At 70.7% G+C, this 18,100-nt stretch carries 17 protein-coding genes; 13 read left to right on the plus strand and 4 right to left on the minus strand.

The features are described 5' to 3' along the window. Positions 1-77 precede the first annotated feature (77 nt). A complete protein-coding gene (locus LQ326_RS36350; RefSeq protein WP_234543352.1) occupies positions 78-1,484 on the plus strand; it encodes an FAD-binding oxidoreductase in 1,407 nt (468 codons plus the stop codon). Positions 1,485-1,517: 33 nt separating this feature from the next. Here the strand turns inward: LQ326_RS36350 and LQ326_RS36355 are convergent, their stop codons facing one another. Then, positions 1,518-1,931 carry an SsgA family sporulation/cell division regulator gene (locus tag LQ326_RS36355; RefSeq protein ID WP_234543335.1) on the minus strand — a complete coding sequence of 138 codons (414 nt, stop codon included), beginning with the start codon at positions 1,929-1,931 and terminating at the stop codon, positions 1,518-1,520. Between the two features lie 242 nt (positions 1,932-2,173). Between LQ326_RS36355 and LQ326_RS36360 the strand changes: the two genes are divergently transcribed. Both LQ326_RS36360 and LQ326_RS36365 read left to right on the plus strand, forming a co-directional pair. Beyond that, positions 2,174-3,649: an RDD family protein gene (locus LQ326_RS36360; protein ID WP_234543336.1), complete on the plus strand. Its 1,476-nt coding sequence runs from the start codon at positions 2,174-2,176 to the stop codon at positions 3,647-3,649. Positions 3,650-3,772: 123 nt separating this feature from the next. After that, complete coding sequence (locus LQ326_RS36365; RefSeq protein WP_234543337.1) at positions 3,773-4,435, plus strand: RDD family protein; 663 nt, start codon at positions 3,773-3,775, stop codon at positions 4,433-4,435. Positions 4,436-4,557: 122 nt separating this feature from the next. Here LQ326_RS36365 and LQ326_RS36370 read toward each other — a convergent pair whose 3' ends face one another. After that, positions 4,558-4,851, minus strand: coding sequence for a hypothetical protein (locus LQ326_RS36370; RefSeq protein ID WP_234543338.1), 294 nt, complete (start codon positions 4,849-4,851; stop codon positions 4,558-4,560). A gap of 424 nt (positions 4,852-5,275) precedes the next feature. Here LQ326_RS36370 and LQ326_RS36375 point away from each other — a divergent pair, with 424 nt between their 5' ends. After that, a complete protein-coding gene (locus LQ326_RS36375; protein ID WP_234543339.1) occupies positions 5,276-7,627 on the plus strand; it encodes an immune inhibitor A domain-containing protein in 2,352 nt (783 codons plus the stop codon). Positions 7,628-7,748: 121 nt separating this feature from the next. Continuing rightward, entirely contained in the window at positions 7,749-8,078 is a 330-nt protein-coding gene (locus LQ326_RS36380; RefSeq protein ID WP_234543340.1) for a hypothetical protein, read from the plus strand. 634 nt (positions 8,079-8,712) lie between these two features. Here the strand turns inward: LQ326_RS36380 and LQ326_RS36385 are convergent. Together LQ326_RS36385 and LQ326_RS36390 are read right to left on the minus strand one after the other, a co-directional pair. Then, a complete protein-coding gene (locus LQ326_RS36385) occupies positions 8,713-9,297 on the minus strand; it encodes a nicotinamidase (protein WP_234543341.1) in 585 nt (194 codons plus the stop codon). A gap of 149 nt (positions 9,298-9,446) precedes the next feature. Beyond that, entirely contained in the window at positions 9,447-10,793 is a 1,347-nt protein-coding gene (locus LQ326_RS36390; RefSeq protein ID WP_234543342.1) for a nicotinate phosphoribosyltransferase, read from the minus strand. Positions 10,794-10,931: 138 nt separating this feature from the next. Here LQ326_RS36390 and clpS point away from each other — a divergent pair, with 138 nt between their 5' ends. The 8 genes from clpS to LQ326_RS36425 all read left to right on the plus strand — a co-directional run. Beyond that, positions 10,932-11,249, plus strand: a complete 318-nt coding sequence (gene clpS / locus LQ326_RS36395) for an ATP-dependent Clp protease adapter ClpS (RefSeq protein ID WP_189261142.1) — start codon at positions 10,932-10,934, stop codon at positions 11,247-11,249. Positions 11,250-11,323: 74 nt separating this feature from the next. Continuing rightward, positions 11,324-11,929 carry a DUF2017 domain-containing protein gene (locus tag LQ326_RS36400; RefSeq protein WP_234543343.1) on the plus strand — a complete coding sequence of 202 codons (606 nt, stop codon included), beginning with the start codon at positions 11,324-11,326 and terminating at the stop codon, positions 11,927-11,929. Positions 11,930-12,260: 331 nt separating this feature from the next. Beyond that, positions 12,261-13,700, plus strand: a complete 1,440-nt coding sequence (locus LQ326_RS36405) for an amino acid permease (RefSeq protein ID WP_234543344.1) — start codon at positions 12,261-12,263, stop codon at positions 13,698-13,700. Positions 13,701-13,832: 132 nt separating this feature from the next. Continuing rightward, on the plus strand, positions 13,833-14,255 hold the full coding sequence (locus LQ326_RS36410; protein WP_234543345.1) for a M67 family metallopeptidase: 423 nt from the start codon (positions 13,833-13,835) through the stop codon (positions 14,253-14,255). Between the two features lie 533 nt (positions 14,256-14,788). Next, a complete protein-coding gene (locus LQ326_RS48890) occupies positions 14,789-14,884 on the plus strand; it encodes a putative leader peptide (RefSeq protein ID WP_362747676.1) in 96 nt (31 codons plus the stop codon). Between the two features lie 84 nt (positions 14,885-14,968). Then, positions 14,969-15,247 (plus strand): MoaD/ThiS family protein, encoded by a 279-nt coding sequence (locus LQ326_RS36415; RefSeq protein ID WP_234543346.1) that lies wholly within the window; start codon positions 14,969-14,971, stop codon positions 15,245-15,247. Between the two features lie 7 nt (positions 15,248-15,254). Then, entirely contained in the window at positions 15,255-16,205 is a 951-nt protein-coding gene (locus LQ326_RS36420) for a PLP-dependent cysteine synthase family protein (protein ID WP_234543347.1), read from the plus strand. Between the two features lie 244 nt (positions 16,206-16,449). Then, on the plus strand, positions 16,450-18,100 hold a 1,651-nt coding region (locus tag LQ326_RS36425; RefSeq protein ID WP_234543348.1), incomplete at its 3' end, for a putative Ig domain-containing protein.

An 18,100-nucleotide genomic window follows, 5' to 3' on the forward strand; every position in this document is an offset into this window, starting at 1 on the left:
TCAATACGACCACCACATCCGTGCGGCCCAAGGAGGGCATGCGTGGGGTTCACACCGATGGCCCCGGGTGCGACGCTGTGATCATGAGCCGTATCGAAGCGCCTCGGGACGAGGCCACCAGCAACCTCACCGACCGGCTCCTCGCGGGGCTGCCGGCCGACGCGGTCCTCGTCGATCCCGACGTGACCGTCTCCTACGCCAACGACATGGCGAGCTTCTGCCCGGCCGGCACCCCGGCCGTCGTCGTGCTGCCGCGCACGGTCGAGCAGGTCCAGCACGTCATGCGCGTCGCCACCGAGCTGCGCGTCCCGGTGGTCCCGCAGGGCGCCCGCACCGGCCTGTCCGGCGCGGCCAACGCCACCGACGGCTGCATCGTGCTGTCCCTGACGAAGATGGACCGCGTGCTCGAGATCTCGCCGGTGGACCGCATCGCGGTCGTCGAGCCCGGCGTCGTCAACGCCGCCTTCTCCCGCGCGGTCGAGGAGCACGGCCTCTACTACCCGCCGGACCCCTCCAGCTGGGAGATGTGCACGATCGGCGGCAACATCGGGACGGCGTCGGGCGGCCTGTGCTGCGTGAAGTACGGGGTCACGGCCGAGTACGTGCTCGGTCTGGACGTCGTCCTCGCGGACGGGCGGCTGCTGTCCACCGGCCGCCGTACGGCCAAGGGCGTGGCCGGGTACGACCTCACCCGCCTGTTCGTCGGTTCCGAGGGCTCGCTCGGCATCGTCGTACGGGCCGTGCTCGCGCTGAAGCCGAAGCCGCCGCGGCAGCTGGTGCTGGCCGCCGAGTTCGGCTCCGCGGCCGCCGCCTGCGAGGCGGTGTGCCGGATCATGGAGGGCGGTCATGTGCCGTCCCTGCTCGAACTGATGGACCGTACGACCGTGAAGGCGGTCAACGAACTCACCCGCATGGGCCTGCCGGAGTCCACCGAGGCCCTGCTGCTCGCCGCCTTCGACACCCCGGACCCCAGCGCCGACCTCGCCGCCGTCGGCAAGCTCTGCGAGGCCGCGGGCGCCACCCAGGTGGTCCCGGCCGACGACGCCGCCGAGTCCGAACTCCTCCTCCAGGCCCGCCGGTCCTCGCTCGTCGCCCTGGAGGCCGTCAAGGGCACCACGATGATCGACGACGTGTGCGTGCCCCGCTCCCGCCTCGCCGACATGATCGAGGGCGTCGAGCGCATCGCGGCGAAGCACCGGCTGACCATCGGGGTCGTCGCACACGCGGGCGACGGCAACACCCATCCCACGGTCTGCTTCGACGCCCAGGACCCCGACGAGTGCCGGCGCGCCCGCGAGTCCTTCGACGAGATCATGGGCCTCGGCCTGGAACTCGGCGGCACCATCACCGGCGAACACGGCGTCGGCGTCCTGAAGAAGGAGTGGCTGGCCCGGGAGATCGGGCCGGTGGGCGTGGAGATGCAGCGGGCCGTGAAGCACGTCTTCGACCCGCTGGGCATCCTCAACCCCGGCAAGCTGTTCTGATCCCGGCCGTTCCGGTCCCCTACGGCGGGGTCCTCACTGGGCGAACAACTGGTCGAGCGCCGCGTCGATCCCCAGCTGTCCGCCCTCACTCCCCGGGGGCACCACCCACAGGGTCCGCTCCAGCCAGGCGGACACCCGGGTGGCCGGGGCTTCGAGCAGGGCGTCTCCGTCGGGTGAACTCAGCGCCATCAGCACGACGCTGCGGCCCTTCGCCTTCGCCGGCCACACCCGCACGTCCCCCTGCCCGCTCGGCCGGAACACCCCCTCCACGAGCAGGTCGCGGGCGAAGGCCCAGTGGACCGGGAAGTCGGAGTCCAGATGGAAGCTGACATGGACGGCGTACGGGTCGTCGGAGCGATAGGTCAGCCGGGCCGGGACCGGGATGCTCCGCTCGGGGGACAGGACGAGCCGCAGTTCCAGTTCGCGCTCCACGACGGTGTGACGCATGACGTCGGTTCCTCTCTCGGTCAGTCGTGCGGGCGCCTGCGGGTGGGCCCGTACGGGTGGAGAGCGGCGGGGGCCGGGAGCATTACGCGGGTTCCGGGGAATTTTTCTTCCGATGCGGTGAAGGGGGTGCACACGGCTGCCCGGAAAGGGTCGGGTCCTGCGGGACTGGCGGTGACGGGCATCCATGTCTGATAGATGTGGAGGCTCCTACATCACCCCCGAGCAGATACGGGATGACGGACATGACCGCCCCAACCCCGGCACCCGGTGACGAACGGCCCCGCGAGGGCTACTACCCGGACCCGTCCATCCCCGGCTACGTCCGTTACTGGAACGGCGCCGCGTGGGTGCCGGGCACCAGCCGCCCGGCCCCGTCCGACGGCGAACCCCTCCTCGCCCCGCCCGGCTCCCATCCCGCGGCTCCGGCCGCTCCCGCCGCCTCCGGGGCCCCCGCCGCAGCCTCGGCGGTCGAGGAGACCGGCCCGCACTTCTTCGACGAGGACCCGCAGCCGGGCGGCGCCTCCGGCTGGGCGTCCGAGGGTGGTGCCTGGGGCGCCGACCCCCGGGCGGCGGGCGCACAGGCCCAGCCCGACGGCCGGTCGTCCCGCACCGACGGCACGGCGTCGATCCCGCCGGCGGGCCAGGGGGACGTCGACTCGGGCGGCACGTTCATCTTCCGCAGGCCGACGGTCGGCCCGGCCGCGACCCCGCCTGCGGCCCGGCCGCCCATGGACGACGGCACGCTGACCTTCCGGCCGATCCGGGACGAGGCCACGCCGAAACCCGGCACCGGTACGGCCGGCCCGGATGCCCGCGGAGCCGGTGCTGGTGCGGCGGCCGGCTTCGGCGCGCAGGGTCCGGTCGGTGCTTCCGGTGCTTCCGGTGCTTCCGGTGCTTCCGGTGCTTCCGGTGCTCCCGGGACTTCCGGCACCGCGCGTCCCGGCTTCGCCGCCGGAAAGGCGGCCGCCGCCCGCGCCGCCGCCGCCCAGGCGCCGTCCGCCCCCGTCCCGGCCCCCCAGCCGGCCGCCCCTCAGGCCGCCGCCCCCGCCGTCCCCCCGCAGCAGCCCGCGGCGCCCCGGTCCCCGATGGCTCCCGCCACCCCCATGGCCGCCGGTGCCGGCGGTGGGCAGTCCTCCTGGGCGCAGCAGGTGCACCGGCTCGCCGGTGACCAGCCGGTCGCCCCCTGGAAGCCGCCGGTGGAGGACCTCTTCCAGGCGGCCGCCCGACGGCAGGCGGCGGCCCGGCCCGCCGGGCTCGGCAAGCGGTTCGCCGCGCGGCTCGTGGACAGCCTGGTCGTCGGCGCGGTGACCGGGGCCGCCGCCGTACCGTTCGGGACCAAGGCGGCCGACCACGTGCAGGACAAGATCGACGCGGCCAGGCTCTCCGGCCGTACCGAGACCGTCTGGCTGCTCGACGGCACGACCGGCCTGTACCTCGGGATCGTGCTCGCCGTGCTGCTCCTGGCCGGCGTCCTCTACGAGGTGCTGCCCACCGCCAGATGGGGCCGCACGCTCGGCAAGAAGCTCTTCGGCCTGGAGGTACGGGACATCGAGGGCCACGAGCCCCCCGCCTTCGGCGCCGCCCTGCGCCGCTGGCTGGTGTACACCGTGCCCGGCCTGCTCGGCATCGGGATCGTCGGCGTCGCCTGGTGCCTGTTCGACCGCCCCTGGCACCAGTGCTGGCACGACAAGGCGGCGCACACCTTCGTCGCCGGCTGACGGGCCGTCGTACACGGGCCGTCGTACTCGGGCCTCCCGCACAGGCCCTCCTGCACGGGCCGTCGTACCCCGTACGGCCGCTCGCCGGATGCGAAGGAGGCGGCTTCGCGGTGCACTCGGGCCATGAGCACCGAACCGCCCCCGCCCCCGGGCTCAGGAGAGCCGCCGGACGACGATCCGTTCAGGAAGCAGCCCCCGCCGCCCTCCTACGGCGGCGGCCCCACCGGCGCGGGCGGCGGCGGCCCCTACGAAGCCGGCGGCGGCCCCTACGGAGGTGGTAGCCCCTATGAAGGCGGTGGTGGAGCCGGCGGCTATCCCGCTGACCCCCTCGCCGGGATGCCGCCGCTCGCCGACAGCGGCAAGCGCACCCTCGCGCGGATCATCGACATGATCCTGGTGGGCATCGTGGCCGCCCTGCTCACCTGGGCGCTCGGGGTGAGCGAGTACCAGATGGACGGCGACCGGATCTCGGCCGGCCGGTCCTTCGTCCAGTCGCTCGTCGTCGCCGTCCTGTTCGTCGCCTACGACACCCTGCTGATCGCCAAGTCGGGACAGACCCTCGGCAAGAAGTGGCTCGGCATGCGGGTCGCCAACCTCGCCGACGGCGCCACGCCCTCCGCCCAGACCTCGCTGCTGCGCGCCCTCGTGCTGTGGGTGCCGTTCGCCTTCTGCTGCGCCTGCATCTGGACGGTGATCTGCGGCGGCTGGAGCTTCTTCGACAAGCCGTACAAACAGGGCCTGCACGACAAGGCCGCGAAGACGGTCGTGGTCAGTACGAGCGCGTAGCGAGGGCCGGCGGCGGGGCACGGCAACCGGGGCCGAAACCCGGGCGGGCACCGGGGGCGGCGCACAGCGGTCGGCGGGTCCGTCAGTCTCACGGACCCGCCGACTTCGCCGGTGTGCGTACGTCAGGGCGCGGTGGGTTCCCGGACGGGCTCGGCCGTGGCGGCGGCCACGGTCTCCCGGTGCGCGGGGACCCGTACCTCGGATGGTGCGGCGGGGGCGGGCTGGGACTGTGCGACCGTGCGCGGCCGGGGCAGCGGAGCCGTCATGGCCACCAGCAGTCCCAGACCGAGCGCCGCGAGCGCGATGACCGCGATCCCGATGCCCGAACTCGTCTGTGACAGCAGCAGCATGGCGAGCGTCGAGCAGATCACGGTGCACGAACCGTAGACGAGCTGTGCCGGGGTCGGACGAGGCATGGCAATCGTGTCCTCGGAAGAAATGGGGGTGAGACGGGGAACCGGCCTTGGTTTCCACCGGCTTCCGAGCGTTCCACCGTTCGACTCTATTCGCGTGCATGCCCGAGCGGAACGACCGGTAAGCGTGACCTAACCCACGGTACCGGTGCACAGGGGGCGCACGGTCGCATGGCATACGTCAACCAGCGGCATATGCGCGCCGGTTGGTCGGGGTGCGTCAGGGGTACGGTCGCGACCCACTGTCCGTAAAGCGAACTTCTCCTCCGCATAGTGCAGTTGAAGTGTCAGAGTCAAGGTCTGTCTTTTCTCGTAAACCAGTAGTCAAATGTCGTCACTTGAATCGACGCGTTGAACGTGCGCGCACGGACCCCCAACCATGACCCGGTCCTCCTTGCCGTGCGCGCGGCGCGGGGGAGGAACTCAAGTGACCAGCAGACCCTGGACGTTCAGAGCGATCGCCGTCGGCGTGACGCTCGCAACCGCCTCCGTGGGCTTCGCCACCTTCGCGGTCGCGGAGGCCGCGACTCCGGCGGCGACCACCAGCACCGTCGACCGGCACGACCCGTCGACGAAGCAGGAGGAGCACGACCTCGACGGCCCCCTGAGCAAGACCCAGGAGGCCCAGCGCCAAGAGGCCCTCGACCAGGTCATATCCGGAAAGGCCCAGGTCAAGGAGCGCGACGGATCCAAGGTCGTCCAGCTCAAGGGCAAGAAGGGTGACAGCAAGTACGTCGAGCTCGGCCGCGAGAAGACGGACAAGATCTTCACCATCCTGGTCGAGTTCGGCGACCAGACGGACCCGCGGTACGGCGGCACGGCCGGCCCGCTGCACAACCAGATAGCCCAGCCGGACCGCACCAAGGACAACTCCACGGCGTGGCAGGCGGACTACAACCAGGCCCACTTCCAGGACCTCTACTTCGGCACCGGCAAGAAGACCGAGTCGCTGAAGAAGTACTACGAGAAGCAGTCCTCGGGCCGCTACTCGGTCGACGGTGAGGTCACCGACTGGGTCAAGGTCCCCTACAACGAGGCCCGTTACGGCAACAACGCCTGCGGCTCCACCACCTGCTCCAGCGTCTGGAACCTGGTGCGCGACGGCCTGAGCGCCTGGGTCGCCGACCAGAAGGCGGCCGGTGAGTCCGACGCCGCCATCAAGGCCGACCTCGCCCAGTACGACCAGTGGGACCGCTACGACTACGACGGCGACGGCAACTTCAACGAGCCCGACGGCTACGTCGACCACTTCCAGATCGTGCACGCCGGCGAGGACGAGTCCGCGGGCGGCGGCGCCCAGGGCACCGACGCCATCTGGGCGCACCGCTGGTACGCCTTCGGCACCGACGCCGGTGCCACCGGCCCCGACAACAACAAGCTCGGCGGTACCCAGGTCGGCGACACCGGCATCTGGGTCGGCGACTACACCATGCAGCCGGAGAACGGCGGACTCGGCGTCTACGCCCACGAGTACGGCCACGACCTCGGCCTGCCGGACGAGTACGACACCAACGGCGGCGACAACTCCACCGGGTTCTGGACCCTGATGTCCTCCGGCTCCTGGCTCGGCACCGGCAAGGAGGCCATCGGCGACCTGCCCGGTGACCTGAACGCCTGGGACAAGCTGCAGCTGGGCTGGCTCAACTACGACGTGGCCAAGGGCGGCACGAAGTCCAGCCACAAGCTGGGCGTCGCCGAGTACAACACGAAGAACAAGCAGGCCACGGTGGTCACCCTGCCCGACAAGGCGGTCACCACCACGGTGGTCACCCCGGCCGAGGGCTCGACCCAGTGGTGGAGCGGCAGCGGCGACAACCTCAAGAACACGCTGACCCGTGACGTCGACCTGACCGGCAAGTCGTCGGCCTCGCTCGGCCTCGACGGCTGGTACGACATCGAGTCGGGCTACGACTACCTCTACACCGAGGTCTCCACCGACGGCGGCGCCAACTGGACCGCCCTGGACGGCACGGTCAACGGCCAGGCCATCCCGCGCGACGGCAGCGACAAGCCGGCGCTCACCGGTTCGGTCGACGCGTACACCAAGCTGTCGTACCCGCTGGACGCCTACGCCGGCCAGAAGATCCAGCTGCGCTTCCGCTACCAGACCGACGGCGGGGTCGCCCTCAAGGGCTTCGCGGCCGACGAGATCACGCTCACCGCGGACGGCTCCACCGTCTTCTCCGACAACGCCGAGTCGGCGGACGCCGCCTGGACCGCCTCCGGGTTCTCCCGCATCGGCGCGTCCTTCACCAAGGACTACGCGCAGTACTACATCGCGGAGAACCGCCAGTACGTGTCGTACGACAAGACCCTCAAGGTCGGCCCGTACAACTTCGGCTTCTCGACGACCCGTCCGGACTGGGTGGAGCACTACCCGTACCAGAACGGCCTGTTGCTCTGGAAGTGGGACACCTCCGAGGCGGACAACAACACCAGCGTCCACCCCGGCACCGGTCTGATCCTTCCGGTCGACTCCCACCCGACGGCGCTGAAGTGGTCCGACGGCACGCTGATGCGCAACCGCATCCAGGCCTACGACTCGCCGTTCAGCCTCTACGCGACGGACGGCATCACGCTGCACAAGGCGGACGTGGTGACCAAGATCAGGAAGTCGTCCGGGGTGTCGGTCTTCAACGACCACAAGAGCGACTACTACGACGCGTCGAACCCGACCGGCGGCGTCAAGATCACTGACACCAACACGAAGATCAACATCGTCACGGAGGCCCGGGACGGCTCGACGATCTCCCTCCAGGTCGGGCCCGCGGTGAAGTAGTCCACATTTCCGCAGGTCAGGCACGTATCGGCGGCGACCCCTTGGCGGGTCGCCGCCGCTCGTGCTTAGGTGCGTCCTGTGGCTTTCTTATTGACACCGACGCACACGGGGGTGTGACCGCATGGCCGCAGGAGGGTTCTGCAAGCTGCCGAACGGCAGAGTGGTGGTGGCGCTGAACCTACCCAGTCCGACCACCGCGGACGGCTCGTCCGCCGTCCGCGTACTGGTCCACGCCCAGAACCGCGCCCGGGCCCTGACCAGGCTCCGCAACCTGGGCATGCGAGCGGTCTACCTGCGGGGCAACGCCGCCCCGCCCACCCCGGACGAGATCACCGCCGTCCTCCACCACCCCGACGGCCTCATATGGCGAACGGCCCCTGACAACGGTGTCACGGCCACCGAACTCTGGAGACCGATCAGATCCCTCCTCCGCAGACCAACGCCGGCATAACCACCGCAGCGCCAGACCGTGCGGCCGACCCGTCAGCACCGGACTCGGCAGCCACCCCAGGAACGCGGGGAACTGCGCGACAGGCCCCCACCGGCCCGCGGGTGCTCACCGGCCGGTCTGGCACCGCCGGAGTCCGCCGTCGTGGCTGATGGCCGCTGCGGCGGAAATGGGGGGTGGCCGGTGTCGTCTCGGGGGCGCAGGGGCTTGCGTCGCCTGTCAGCGCCGGGCGCGCCCGCCGACCTGGGGGCGCGGGGAACTGCGCGAGAGGCCCCACCGGCCCGCGGGTGCTCACCGGCCGGTCTGGCGCCGCCGGAGTCCGCCGTCGTGGCTGATGGCCGCTGCGGCGGAAATGGGGGGTGGCCGGTGTGGTCTCGGGGGTGCGGGGGCTTGCGTTGCCTGTCAGCGCCGGGTTCGGCAGTCATCGCAGGGGCGCGGGGAACTGCGCGACAAGCCCCCACCGGCCCGCGGGTGCTCACCGGCCGGTCTGGCGCCGCCGGAGTCCGCCGTCGTGGCTGATCGCCGCTGCGGCGGACAGGAATGTGACCGGAGGGCGAGGGGGTGGCCGATCCTGAAGGCCGCCCATCCTCAAGGACGGGCGGTGGCGATGGCACGGGCGGCCTGCACGCGGGCGGTCCTACACCACCGGCTTGCCCGTCAGTTCCACGCCCGCCTCGCGCAGCTCCTCCAGGGCGCGGGCCGTCGTCGCCTCCGCGACCCCCGCCGTGAGGTCGAGGAGGACCTGGGTCCGGAAGCCCTCTTTCGCGGCGTCCAGGGCGGTCGCCCGCACGCAGTGGTCGGTCGCGATGCCGACCACGTCGACCTCGTCGATCTTCCGGGCCCGCAGCCAGTCCGCCAGCTTCACGCCGTTCTCGTCGGCGCCCTCGAACCCGCTGTAGGCCGCGGCGTACGCCCCCTTGCTGAACACCGCGTCCACCGCCCCGGAAGCGACCGCCGGCGCGAAGTTCGGATGGAAGCCCACGCCCTCCGTACCGGCGACACAGTGCGCCGGCCAGCTGTGCACGTAGTCGGGGTTGTCGGCGAAGTGACCCCCCGGCGCGATGTGGTGGTCGCGGGTCGCCACCACATGGCGGTAGCCGGCGGGCGCCTGCCCGATCAGCTCCGTGATCGCGGCGGCCACATCGGCCCCCCCGGTGACCGCGAGGCTGCCCCCCTCGCAGAAGTCGTTCTGCACATCGACGACGATCAAGGCGCGGCGCATGGTCGGTGTCCTTCGCATTCGATAGCGGGTCCGTCGAGGGGCAAGACGCGGAGAAGAAGGGGTGCGGGCCCGGCCTGAACCTCCGAGCGTAGAGACTTACGGGGGCGTAGGGGAGGGGGCTTTGCGGGGCACGTACGCGGGCACTCGCTCTAGCTACCCGAGCGCCCCTGCACGTACTCCGTCGGAATGACCGGTTCCCCCCGCGAGAGCTGGGTCGCGGAGAGCGGCAGGTTCGCGCGGGCCGCCGCGTGCCGGTCCCGGGGCGCGTCCAGGGGTTCGCGGGCGACGACCTCGCCGGACTTCACCAGCTCGACGAGCAGCTGCCGGTCGACCAGGCCGGCCGGGACCTCGCCGGTGCCGACGACCTCGGCCTCCGCCACCCCGTCGGCGTCCAGCCGCCGCGCCGCCCACTTGCGGCCGCCGACGGACGTCTTGCCGCCTGACGACTTCTTCGCGACCGGCACCAGCGGCGCCTTCGGATCGGCGGACTCGGCGCGGGCGACCAGCTTGTAGACCATGGAGCAGGTGGGGTGCCCGGAGCCGGTCACCAGCTGGGTGCCGACGCCGTACGCGTCCACGGGGGCGGCGGCCAGCGAGGCGATGGCGTACTCGTCGAGGTCGGAGGTCACGACGATCTTCGTGCCGTGGGCGCCCAGCTCGTCCAGCTGCTGGCGCACCCGGTGGGCGACCAGCAGCAGGTCGCCGGAGTCGATGCGGACGGCGCCCAGCTCGGGCCCGGCCACCTCCACGGCCGTACGGACCGCCTCGGCGACGTCGTAGGTGTCGATCAGCAGGGTGGTGCCGCGGCCGAGCGAGTCGACCTGGGCCCGGAAGGCGTCGCGCTCGTGGTCGTGCAGCAGGGTGAAGGCGTGGGCGCTCGTCCCCACCGTCGGGATGCCGTAGCGGAAGCCGGCGGCGAGATCCGAGGTGGTGGCGAAACCGCCGACGTAGGCGGCGCGGGAGGCGGCGACGGCGGCCAGCTCGTGGGTGCGGCGGGCGCCCATCTCGATCAGCGGGCGGTCCCCGGCGGCCGAGGACATCCGGGAGGCGGCGGCCGCGATCGCGGAGTCGTGGTTGAGGATGGAGAGGATCACGGTCTCCAGGAGCACGCACTCCGCGAACGACCCCTCGACCCGCATGACCGGCGAGCCCGGGAAGTAGACCTCGCCCTCGGGATAGCCCCAGATGTCACCGCCGAAGCGGTAGCCGGCGAGCCATTCCAGGGTGGGCCCGTCGACGATGTTCCGCTCCTTGAGGAAGCGCAGGACGTCCGCGTCGAAGCGGAAGTTCTCCACCGCGTCCAGGACGCGCCCGGTGCCCCCCACGACGCCGTAACGGCGCCCCTCGGGCAGGCGCCGGGTGAAGACCTCGAAGACGCTCCGCCGCTCGGCCGTACCCGCCTTCAGGGCCGCCTGCAGCATCGTCAGCTCGTACTGGTCCGTGAAGAGCGCCGTCGAGGGAACATTCACCGGCAGCCCAAGGTCCGCTACATCCACGACAGCTCTCCTAGCTATGTCTCCTGGCGGGTCCCCAGGCCGGCCGGGGGTTCGGGGGGTGTCCCCCGGTGTACGCAGCATGGCAGGAGATGCTACACCCTTCGCGTCAGTGTGACGATTTAAGGGGCCCGTGGCAGCATGGGCCTTGTGACGTCACCCGCTCCCGTAGAGATCGAACGCACCGAGTCGGCGGAGGAGGTCTTCGCCGTCCCCGAGCCGGACGTCCCCTGGATCACGATCGTGCACAACGACCCCGTCAACCTCATGAGCTACGTGACGTACGTCTTCCAGACGTACTTCGGCTATCCCAAGGACAAGGCCACCAAGCTCATGCTGGACGTCCACCACAAGGGCCGGGCGGTCGTCTCCAGCGGCAGCCGCGAGGAGATGGAACGCGACGTGCAGGCGATGCACGGCTACGGCCTGTGGGCCACCCTCCAGCAGGACCGCAAGTAGCCCTTCACCCCGGACCGGTCACGACCGGCCCAGACCAGCTCCTCGATCAGCTCCGGAAGCAGCGAACCCCCTCCATGCCAGGAATCTTCGAACCGCTCCCCGGCGGCGGCGCGGCCGTCGCGCTCGACGACGTCGAGATCTCCATCATCCGGTCGCTGGCCGTCCAGCTCCTGGAGCTCATCGGGCCCGGCCCCGCCGAGGACGCCCCCGACGACCCGCTCGCCGAGCTGTTCGCCGAGGGCCCCAGCGAGGCGCCCACCGACCCTGTGCTGCGCCGGCTCTTCCCGGACGCCTACAGCGACCCGGAGCGGTCCCCGCGGTCCCCCGAGGAGGCCGAGGAGCGGCAGGCGCACTCCGCCGAGTTCCGCCGCTACACGGAGAACGACCTCAGGGCCCGCAAGCGGGAGAGCGCCCTCTCGGTGATCCGCAGCCTCGACACCCTCGCCCCCGCGGAGAAGGGTGACGCGGTCCTCAGGCTGGCGCCCGAGGAGTCCCGGCAGTGGCTCGGCGCCCTCACCGACCTGCGCCTCGCGATCGGCTCCCGCCTCGACATCACCGACGACGACGACACCGACCTGCTCTACCGGCTGCCGGACGAGGACCCGCGCAAGCCGATGGTGATGGCCTACCTGTGGCTCGGCGGCCTCCAGGAGACCCTGGTCGCGACCCTGATGCCGTAGTTCGTCCAGGTTTGGCGTTCGCTCAGAGGACGCTCAAATCCGGATAACGATCCCGCCACCGTTGCGGCCTGATATGACCTTTTCGGCCGAACTTTGTCTGCTTTTCTCAGTGGTGTGCGCCACAATCGCTCTCGGCGGGACCCGGTGATCAACGGTGCGGCCGTGATAGATCTTCACGACCGCCCGGCGAACACCACCCACGTGTACGTCCGGGTGCGCCACCGAACCGGCGACCGCCGGTCTGGCACCGCTCCATCATCCGGGGGGATCGAAACCCGATCCGAGGCCGACGAGAGGCCCGGTTCGGCATGGAGAAAGGCGCACACCACACATGACCTCCGCTCAGGTCGACACGTCGGAGCAGTCCTCCGAAGCCCCCGAAGAGGGGTACGAGCGCGGGCTCGGCAGCCGCCAGGTCCAGATGATCGCCATCGGCGGCGCCATCGGCGTCGGCCTCTTCCTGGGCGCCGGGGCGAACATCGCCAAGGCCGGTCCCAGCCTCATCCTGATGTACGCCCTGGCCGGCGGCGTCATCTTCTTCATCATGCGGGCCCTCGGCGAACTCCTGCTCTACCGCCCGGTCTCCGGTTCCTTCGCCGAGTACTCCCGGGAGTTCCTCGGCCCGTTCTTCGGATACTTCACCGGCTGGACGTACTGGCTCATGTGGGTCGTCACCGGCATGGCGGAGCTGACGGCCGCCGCGATCTATGTGCACTACTGGTTCCCGCAGGTCCCGCAGTGGGTGACCGCGCTGGTCTTCCTGGTGGTCCTCTTCGGGGCCAACCTGATCTCGGTGAAGGTGTTCGGGGAACTGGAGTTCTGGTTCTCCATGGTCAAGGTCACCGCCCTGATCGGCATGATCGTGGTCGGTCTCGGCGTCCTCACCTTCGGCTTCAGCTCCGCCGGTGACACCGCGTCGGTCGCGAACCTCTACCGGTTCGACGGCTTCTTCCCCACGGGCGTCGGCTCCTCGCTGATGACCCTTCAGGGCGTCATGTTCGCCTACCTCGCGGTCGAACTGGTCGGCGTCACCGCCGGTGAGTCGGAGAACCCGGAGCAGACCCTCCCCAAGGCGATCAACACCCTCCCCTGGCGCATCGCCCTCTTCTACGTCGGCGCGCTCACGGTGATCCTCTGCGTCGTGAAGTGGACGGAGTTCGCCCCGGGCGTCTCCCCGTTCGTCGCCGCCTTCGCGAAGATCGGCATCCCGGCCGGCGCCGGCATCGTCAACTTCGTCGTGCTGACCGCGGCCCTGTCCTCCTGCAACTCCGGCATGTACTCCACCGGCCGGATGCTGCGCACCCTCGCCGACAGCGGCGAGGCCCCGGCCACGTTCCGCAGGCTGTCCGCGTCGAAGACCCCCGCGTTCGGCATCACCGTCTCGGTCCTCTTCATGGGCATCGGCGTGGTCCTCAACTACGTCGTCCCGGAGAAGGCGTTCGGCTACGTGACCTCCGTCGCCACCGCGGCCGGCATCTGGACCTGGCTGATGATCCTGATCAGCCACGTCCGCTACCGCCGCGCGGTCGACGCGGGCCGCCTGCCGGCCTCCGCCTTCCCGGCCCCCGGCGGCGTGAAGTGCACCTGGATCGCCATCGCCTTCCTGCTCTTCGTGACCTGCCTGATCGCGTACAACGGCGACTCCCGTGTCTGCCTCTACGTGATGACCTGCTGGGCCGCCGCGCTGGGCGCCGGCTGGCTGGTCCTGAAGAACCGCCATCCCGAGGTCGCCGAGCGCCGCGCGCCGGCACCGCTGGACAAGGTCAGCTGACCATCCCTCCGGGACGCCCGCCGCGGGGAGCACTCGTGGCGCCCCTCGCGGCAGCCGCTCAGGGCGTCCGGCATCCGGGCCGCTCCGTACCACCCACCGGTACGGGGCGGCCCTCTGCTTATCCTGGCGAACATGCTGACCATCACCCAGGCCCTCGTCGACCAGATCGTCGCCCACGGGCGCAAGGACCACCCGGACGAGGCGTGCGGAGTCGTCGCGGGGCCGGCGGGCTCGGACCGCCCCGAGCGATTCATCCCGATGCTGAACGCGGCGATGTCCCCCACGTTCTACGAGTTCGACTCCGGCGACCTGCTCCGGCTGTACCGGGAGATGGACGACCGTGACGAGGAGCCGGTGGTCATCTACCACTCCCACACGGCGACGGAGGCGTACCCGTCCCGGACCGACATCAGCTACGCGAACGAGCCCGGCGCCCACTACGTCCTCGTCTCGACGGCCGACACCGACGGCCTCGGCGACTTCCAGTTCCGGTCCTACCGCATCGTGGACGGCGAGGTCACGGAGGAGGAGGTCAGGATCGTCGAGACGTACTGACTTCTCCGCCGCCGACCTGTCCCCTGCCGCTCCCTCTTTTCCCACGACTGCTCTTCCTTTGCCGCCGCGACGGCGCTCAGCTCCGCTCCTCTTTTTCCGCTGCGGTGGAGCTCGGCTCCGCTCTTCTTTCTCCGCTGCGGCGGCGCTCAGCTCCGTTCCTCTTTTCCGCCGCAGCGGCGCTCAGCCGCGACGGCGGATCCCGGCGGTGCCGAACCGGCCGGTGGCCACCTGCGGGCCGGTGGGGGCTTGTCGCGCAGTTCCCCGCGCCCCTGGGTTGGCTGCTCAGCCCGGCGTCAGAAGTAATCCGCTTGGCTGGTCGTGCCGGTGCGGCGGCAGTCGTGTGCCGGTCCCGGGTCCCTGGGCTGGCTGCTCAGCCCGGCGTCAGAAGTAATCCGCTTGGTTGGTGGTGCCTGTGTGGCGGTAGTCGTGTGTCGGTGCGGCCCCCGGCAGGGCATCTCGTTCATCGGACGGAAAATGTCCGGCATGTGGAATCACACTCCGGAACCCGTACCGGGAATCGATACGATGAGCTCATGGTTCTGAACGACGTGAGCGACAAGGCGCCGGGCGTGCTGCTCGTGGCGCGGCTGCACGTCGACTTGTGCAGGCTGGACAGCGCCATCTGTTGACGCTGCCTGCCGCCGTACGGCCGTGAGCCGCGGCGTGCCGCTGCGCGCCCACCCACCCAGACTTTCCGACAGGAGCCCTGAGCCATGGCCATCGAGGTCCGCATCCCGACCATCCTCCGCCAGTACACCGACGGTCAGAAGGCGGTGGAGGGCAGCGGTGACACCCTCGCCGAGCTGTTCGCCGACCTTGAGACCCGGCACACGGGCATCCACGCCCGCATCGTGGACGACGGCAAGCTCCGCCGCTTCGTCAACGTGTACCTGAACGACGAGGACGTCCGTTTCGTCGACGGCATCAACACCAAGCTGTCCGACGGCGACACCGTGACGATCCTGCCGGCGGTCGCCGGCGGTATGGCCTGAGATCGGCATGCGCTACGACTCCCCGTTGGCCGCGGTCGGCAACACCCCCCTGGTGCGGCTGCCGCGGCTCTCGCCGTCCGCCGACGTCCGGATCTGGGCCAAGCTGGAGGACCGCAACCCGACCGGCTCGGTCAAGGACCGTCCCGCCCTGCACATGATCGAGCAGGCCGAGAAGGACGGCCGGCTCACCCCCGGCTGCACCATCCTGGAGCCGACGTCGGGCAACACCGGCATCTCGCTGGCGATGGCGGCCAAGCTCAAGGGCTACCGCATGGTCTGCGTGATGCCCGAGAACACCTCGCAGGAGCGCCGGGACCTGCTCGGGATGTGGGGCGCGGAGATCATCTCCAGCCCGGCCGCGGGCGGTTCCAACACCGCCGTACGCGTGGCCAAGGAGCTCTCCGCCGAGCACCCCGACTGGGTGATGCTTTACCAGTACGGCAACCCGGACAACGCCGGTGCGCACTACGCGACCACCGGCCCGGAGATCCTCGCCGACCTGCCGTCCGTGACGCACTTCGTCGCGGGGCTGGGGACCACCGGCACGCTGATGGGCGTCGGCCGGTACCTGCGCGAGCACAAGCCGGACGTGCGGATCGTCGCCGCCGAACCCCGGTACGACGACCTCGTGTACGGGCTCAGGAACCTCGACGAGGGCTTCGTGCCGGAGCTGTACGACGCCTCCGTGCTCACCACCCGCTACTCGGTCGGCTCCGCGGACGCGGTGACCCGGACCCGGGAACTGCTCCAGCAGGAGGGTATCTTCGCGGGCGTCTCCACCGGCGCTGCGCTGCACGCCGCGATCGGCGTCGGGAAGAAGGCCGTACAGGCCGGCGAGAACGCGGACATCGTGTTCGTCGTCGCGGACGGCGGCTGGAAGTACCTGTCGACCGGCGTGTACACCGCCGCCACGACCGAGGAAGCCATCGAGACCCTGCACGGTCAGCTCTGGGCATAGCCCGCATCATGTACGCGCCAACCCCCTCTCATGAGGGGGCTAAGCGCTACCTATGGCGCGGCAAAGATCTTCGTCTCGGGGAACCAACGCTCGGGGAACCCCGCTAGGTTCCTCACCGTCCTGTCATGCCACGCTCATCGGCATCCCAGGGTGTTCGAAGTGTCATGCTCATGACCGCGCACTCTGCCGCCGCTACGCGCGTCACGGGCCTGCCTTGTAACCCCACCGATGGAGGCAGTACCCCATGCGTGAATCACGACGGAGTCCGCGAAGACTTCTGGCCTTCGCCTTCCCGGCCCTCGCCCTCGCCGTCTCCGGTTTCGTCGCGGCACCGGCCGCGCAGGCACAGGCACCGGCGCACACCGCCACCTCCCAGGCCACCGCCCAGACCGGCCGAGCCGCCCAGAACGCCAAGGCCCTCACCGACCCGGCCCGGCAGGCCGTGCACAGCACCGGCAGGGCCGGGCAGAAGGTGCCCACCAAGCACCTGTGCGCCACCGCCGCCAAGCCCGGCCACGTCTCCTGCTTCGCCCAGCGCCGTACCGACATCAAGCAGCAGTTGGCCGCCGCGCTCGCCGCCGCCCCCTCCGGCCTGAGCCCGACCAACCTGCACAGCGCCTACAACCTGCCCTCGACGGGCGGCTCCGGCCTCACCGTCGCGGTGGTCGACGCCTACAACGACCCCAACGCGGCCTCGGACCTCGCCACCTACCGCTCGACGTACGGCCTGTCGGCGTGCACCGTCGCCAACGGCTGCTTCAAGCAGGTCAGCCAGACCGGCTCGACGACCTCGCTGCCGTCGAACGACTCCGGCTGGGCCGGTGAGGAAGCGCTCGACATCGACATGGTCAGCGCCGTCTGCCCGAACTGCAACATCATCCTCGTAGAGGCGAACTCCGCCACCGACTCCGACCTCGGCACCGCCGAGAACGAGGCCGTCGCGCTCGGCGCCAAGTTCGTCTCCAACAGCTGGGGCGGATCCGAGTCCTCCTCCCAGACCAGCGAGGACACCTCGTACTTCAAGCACCCGGGTGTCGCGATCACCGTCTCCTCCGGTGACTCCGCCTACGGCGCCGAGTACCCGGCGACCTCCCAGTACGTGACCGCCGTCGGCGGCACCGCGCTCTCCACCTCCTCCGGCACCCGCGGCTGGACCGAGTCCGTGTGGAAGACCAGCTCCTCCGAGGGCACCGGCTCCGGCTGCTCCGCCTACGACTCGAAGCCCAGCTGGCAGACCGACACCGGCTGCACCAAGCGCATGGAGGCCGACGTCTCCGCGGTCGCCGACCCGGCCACCGGCGTGGCGGTCTACGACACCTACGGCGGCTCCGGCTGGGCGGTCTACGGCGGCACCAGCGCCTCCGCGCCGATCATCGCCGGCGTCTACGCCCTCGCGGGCACCCCGGGCTCCAGCGATTACCCGGCGAAGTACCCGTACTCGCACACCGGCAACCTGTACGACGTCACCAGCGGCAACAACGGCTCCTGCTCCACCGCCTACTTCTGCACCGCCGAGACCGGCTACGACGGCCCGACCGGCTGGGGCACCCCGAACGGCACCACCGCCTTCGCCTCCGGCTCCAGCACCGGCAACACGGTGACCGTCACCAACCCGGGCAGCCAGTCCACCACCACGGGCAGCTCGGTCAGCCTGCAGATCTCCGCCGGCGACAGCGCGGGCGCCACTCTCACCTACAGCGCGTCCGGCCTGCCCACCGGCCTGTCCATCTCCAGCTCCACCGGCCTGATCTCCGGTACGGCGTCCACCGCGGGCACCTACAGCACCACCGTCACCGCGACCGACTCCACCGGCGCCTCCGGCACGGCCTCCTTCACCTGGACCGTCAGCACCAGCGGCGGCGGCTCCTGCACCTCGTCCCAGCTGCTCGGCAACA

Origin of the sequence: Streptomyces shenzhenensis (genome assembly GCF_021462265.1) — a bacterium.
Taxonomy (GTDB): Bacteria; Actinomycetota; Actinomycetes; order Streptomycetales; family Streptomycetaceae; genus Streptomyces; species Streptomyces shenzhenensis.

Coding starts and splice junctions, on each gene's coding strand:
- LQ326_RS36400 (WP_234543343.1), top strand. CDS start 11,324: ATGCCAGGAATCTTCGAACCGCTCCCCGGCGGCGGCGCGGCCGTCGCG.
- clpS (WP_189261142.1), top strand. CDS start 10,932: ATGGGCCTTGTGACGTCACCCGCTCCCGTAGAGATCGAACGCACCGAG.
- LQ326_RS36385 (WP_234543341.1), bottom strand. CDS start 9,297: ATGCGCCGCGCCTTGATCGTCGTCGATGTGCAGAACGACTTCTGCGAG.
- LQ326_RS36365 (WP_234543337.1), top strand. CDS start 3,773: ATGAGCACCGAACCGCCCCCGCCCCCGGGCTCAGGAGAGCCGCCGGAC.
- LQ326_RS36370 (WP_234543338.1), bottom strand. CDS start 4,851: ATGCCTCGTCCGACCCCGGCACAGCTCGTCTACGGTTCGTGCACCGTG.
- LQ326_RS36420 (WP_234543347.1), top strand. CDS start 15,255: ATGCGCTACGACTCCCCGTTGGCCGCGGTCGGCAACACCCCCCTGGTG.
- LQ326_RS36360 (WP_234543336.1), top strand. CDS start 2,174: ATGACCGCCCCAACCCCGGCACCCGGTGACGAACGGCCCCGCGAGGGC.
- LQ326_RS36380 (WP_234543340.1), top strand. CDS start 7,749: ATGGCCGCAGGAGGGTTCTGCAAGCTGCCGAACGGCAGAGTGGTGGTG.
- LQ326_RS36415 (WP_234543346.1), top strand. CDS start 14,969: ATGGCCATCGAGGTCCGCATCCCGACCATCCTCCGCCAGTACACCGAC.
- LQ326_RS36355 (WP_234543335.1), bottom strand. CDS start 1,931: ATGCGTCACACCGTCGTGGAGCGCGAACTGGAACTGCGGCTCGTCCTG.
- LQ326_RS36410 (WP_234543345.1), top strand. CDS start 13,833: ATGCTGACCATCACCCAGGCCCTCGTCGACCAGATCGTCGCCCACGGG.
- LQ326_RS36405 (WP_234543344.1), top strand. CDS start 12,261: ATGACCTCCGCTCAGGTCGACACGTCGGAGCAGTCCTCCGAAGCCCCC.
- LQ326_RS48890 (WP_362747676.1), top strand. CDS start 14,789: ATGGTTCTGAACGACGTGAGCGACAAGGCGCCGGGCGTGCTGCTCGTG.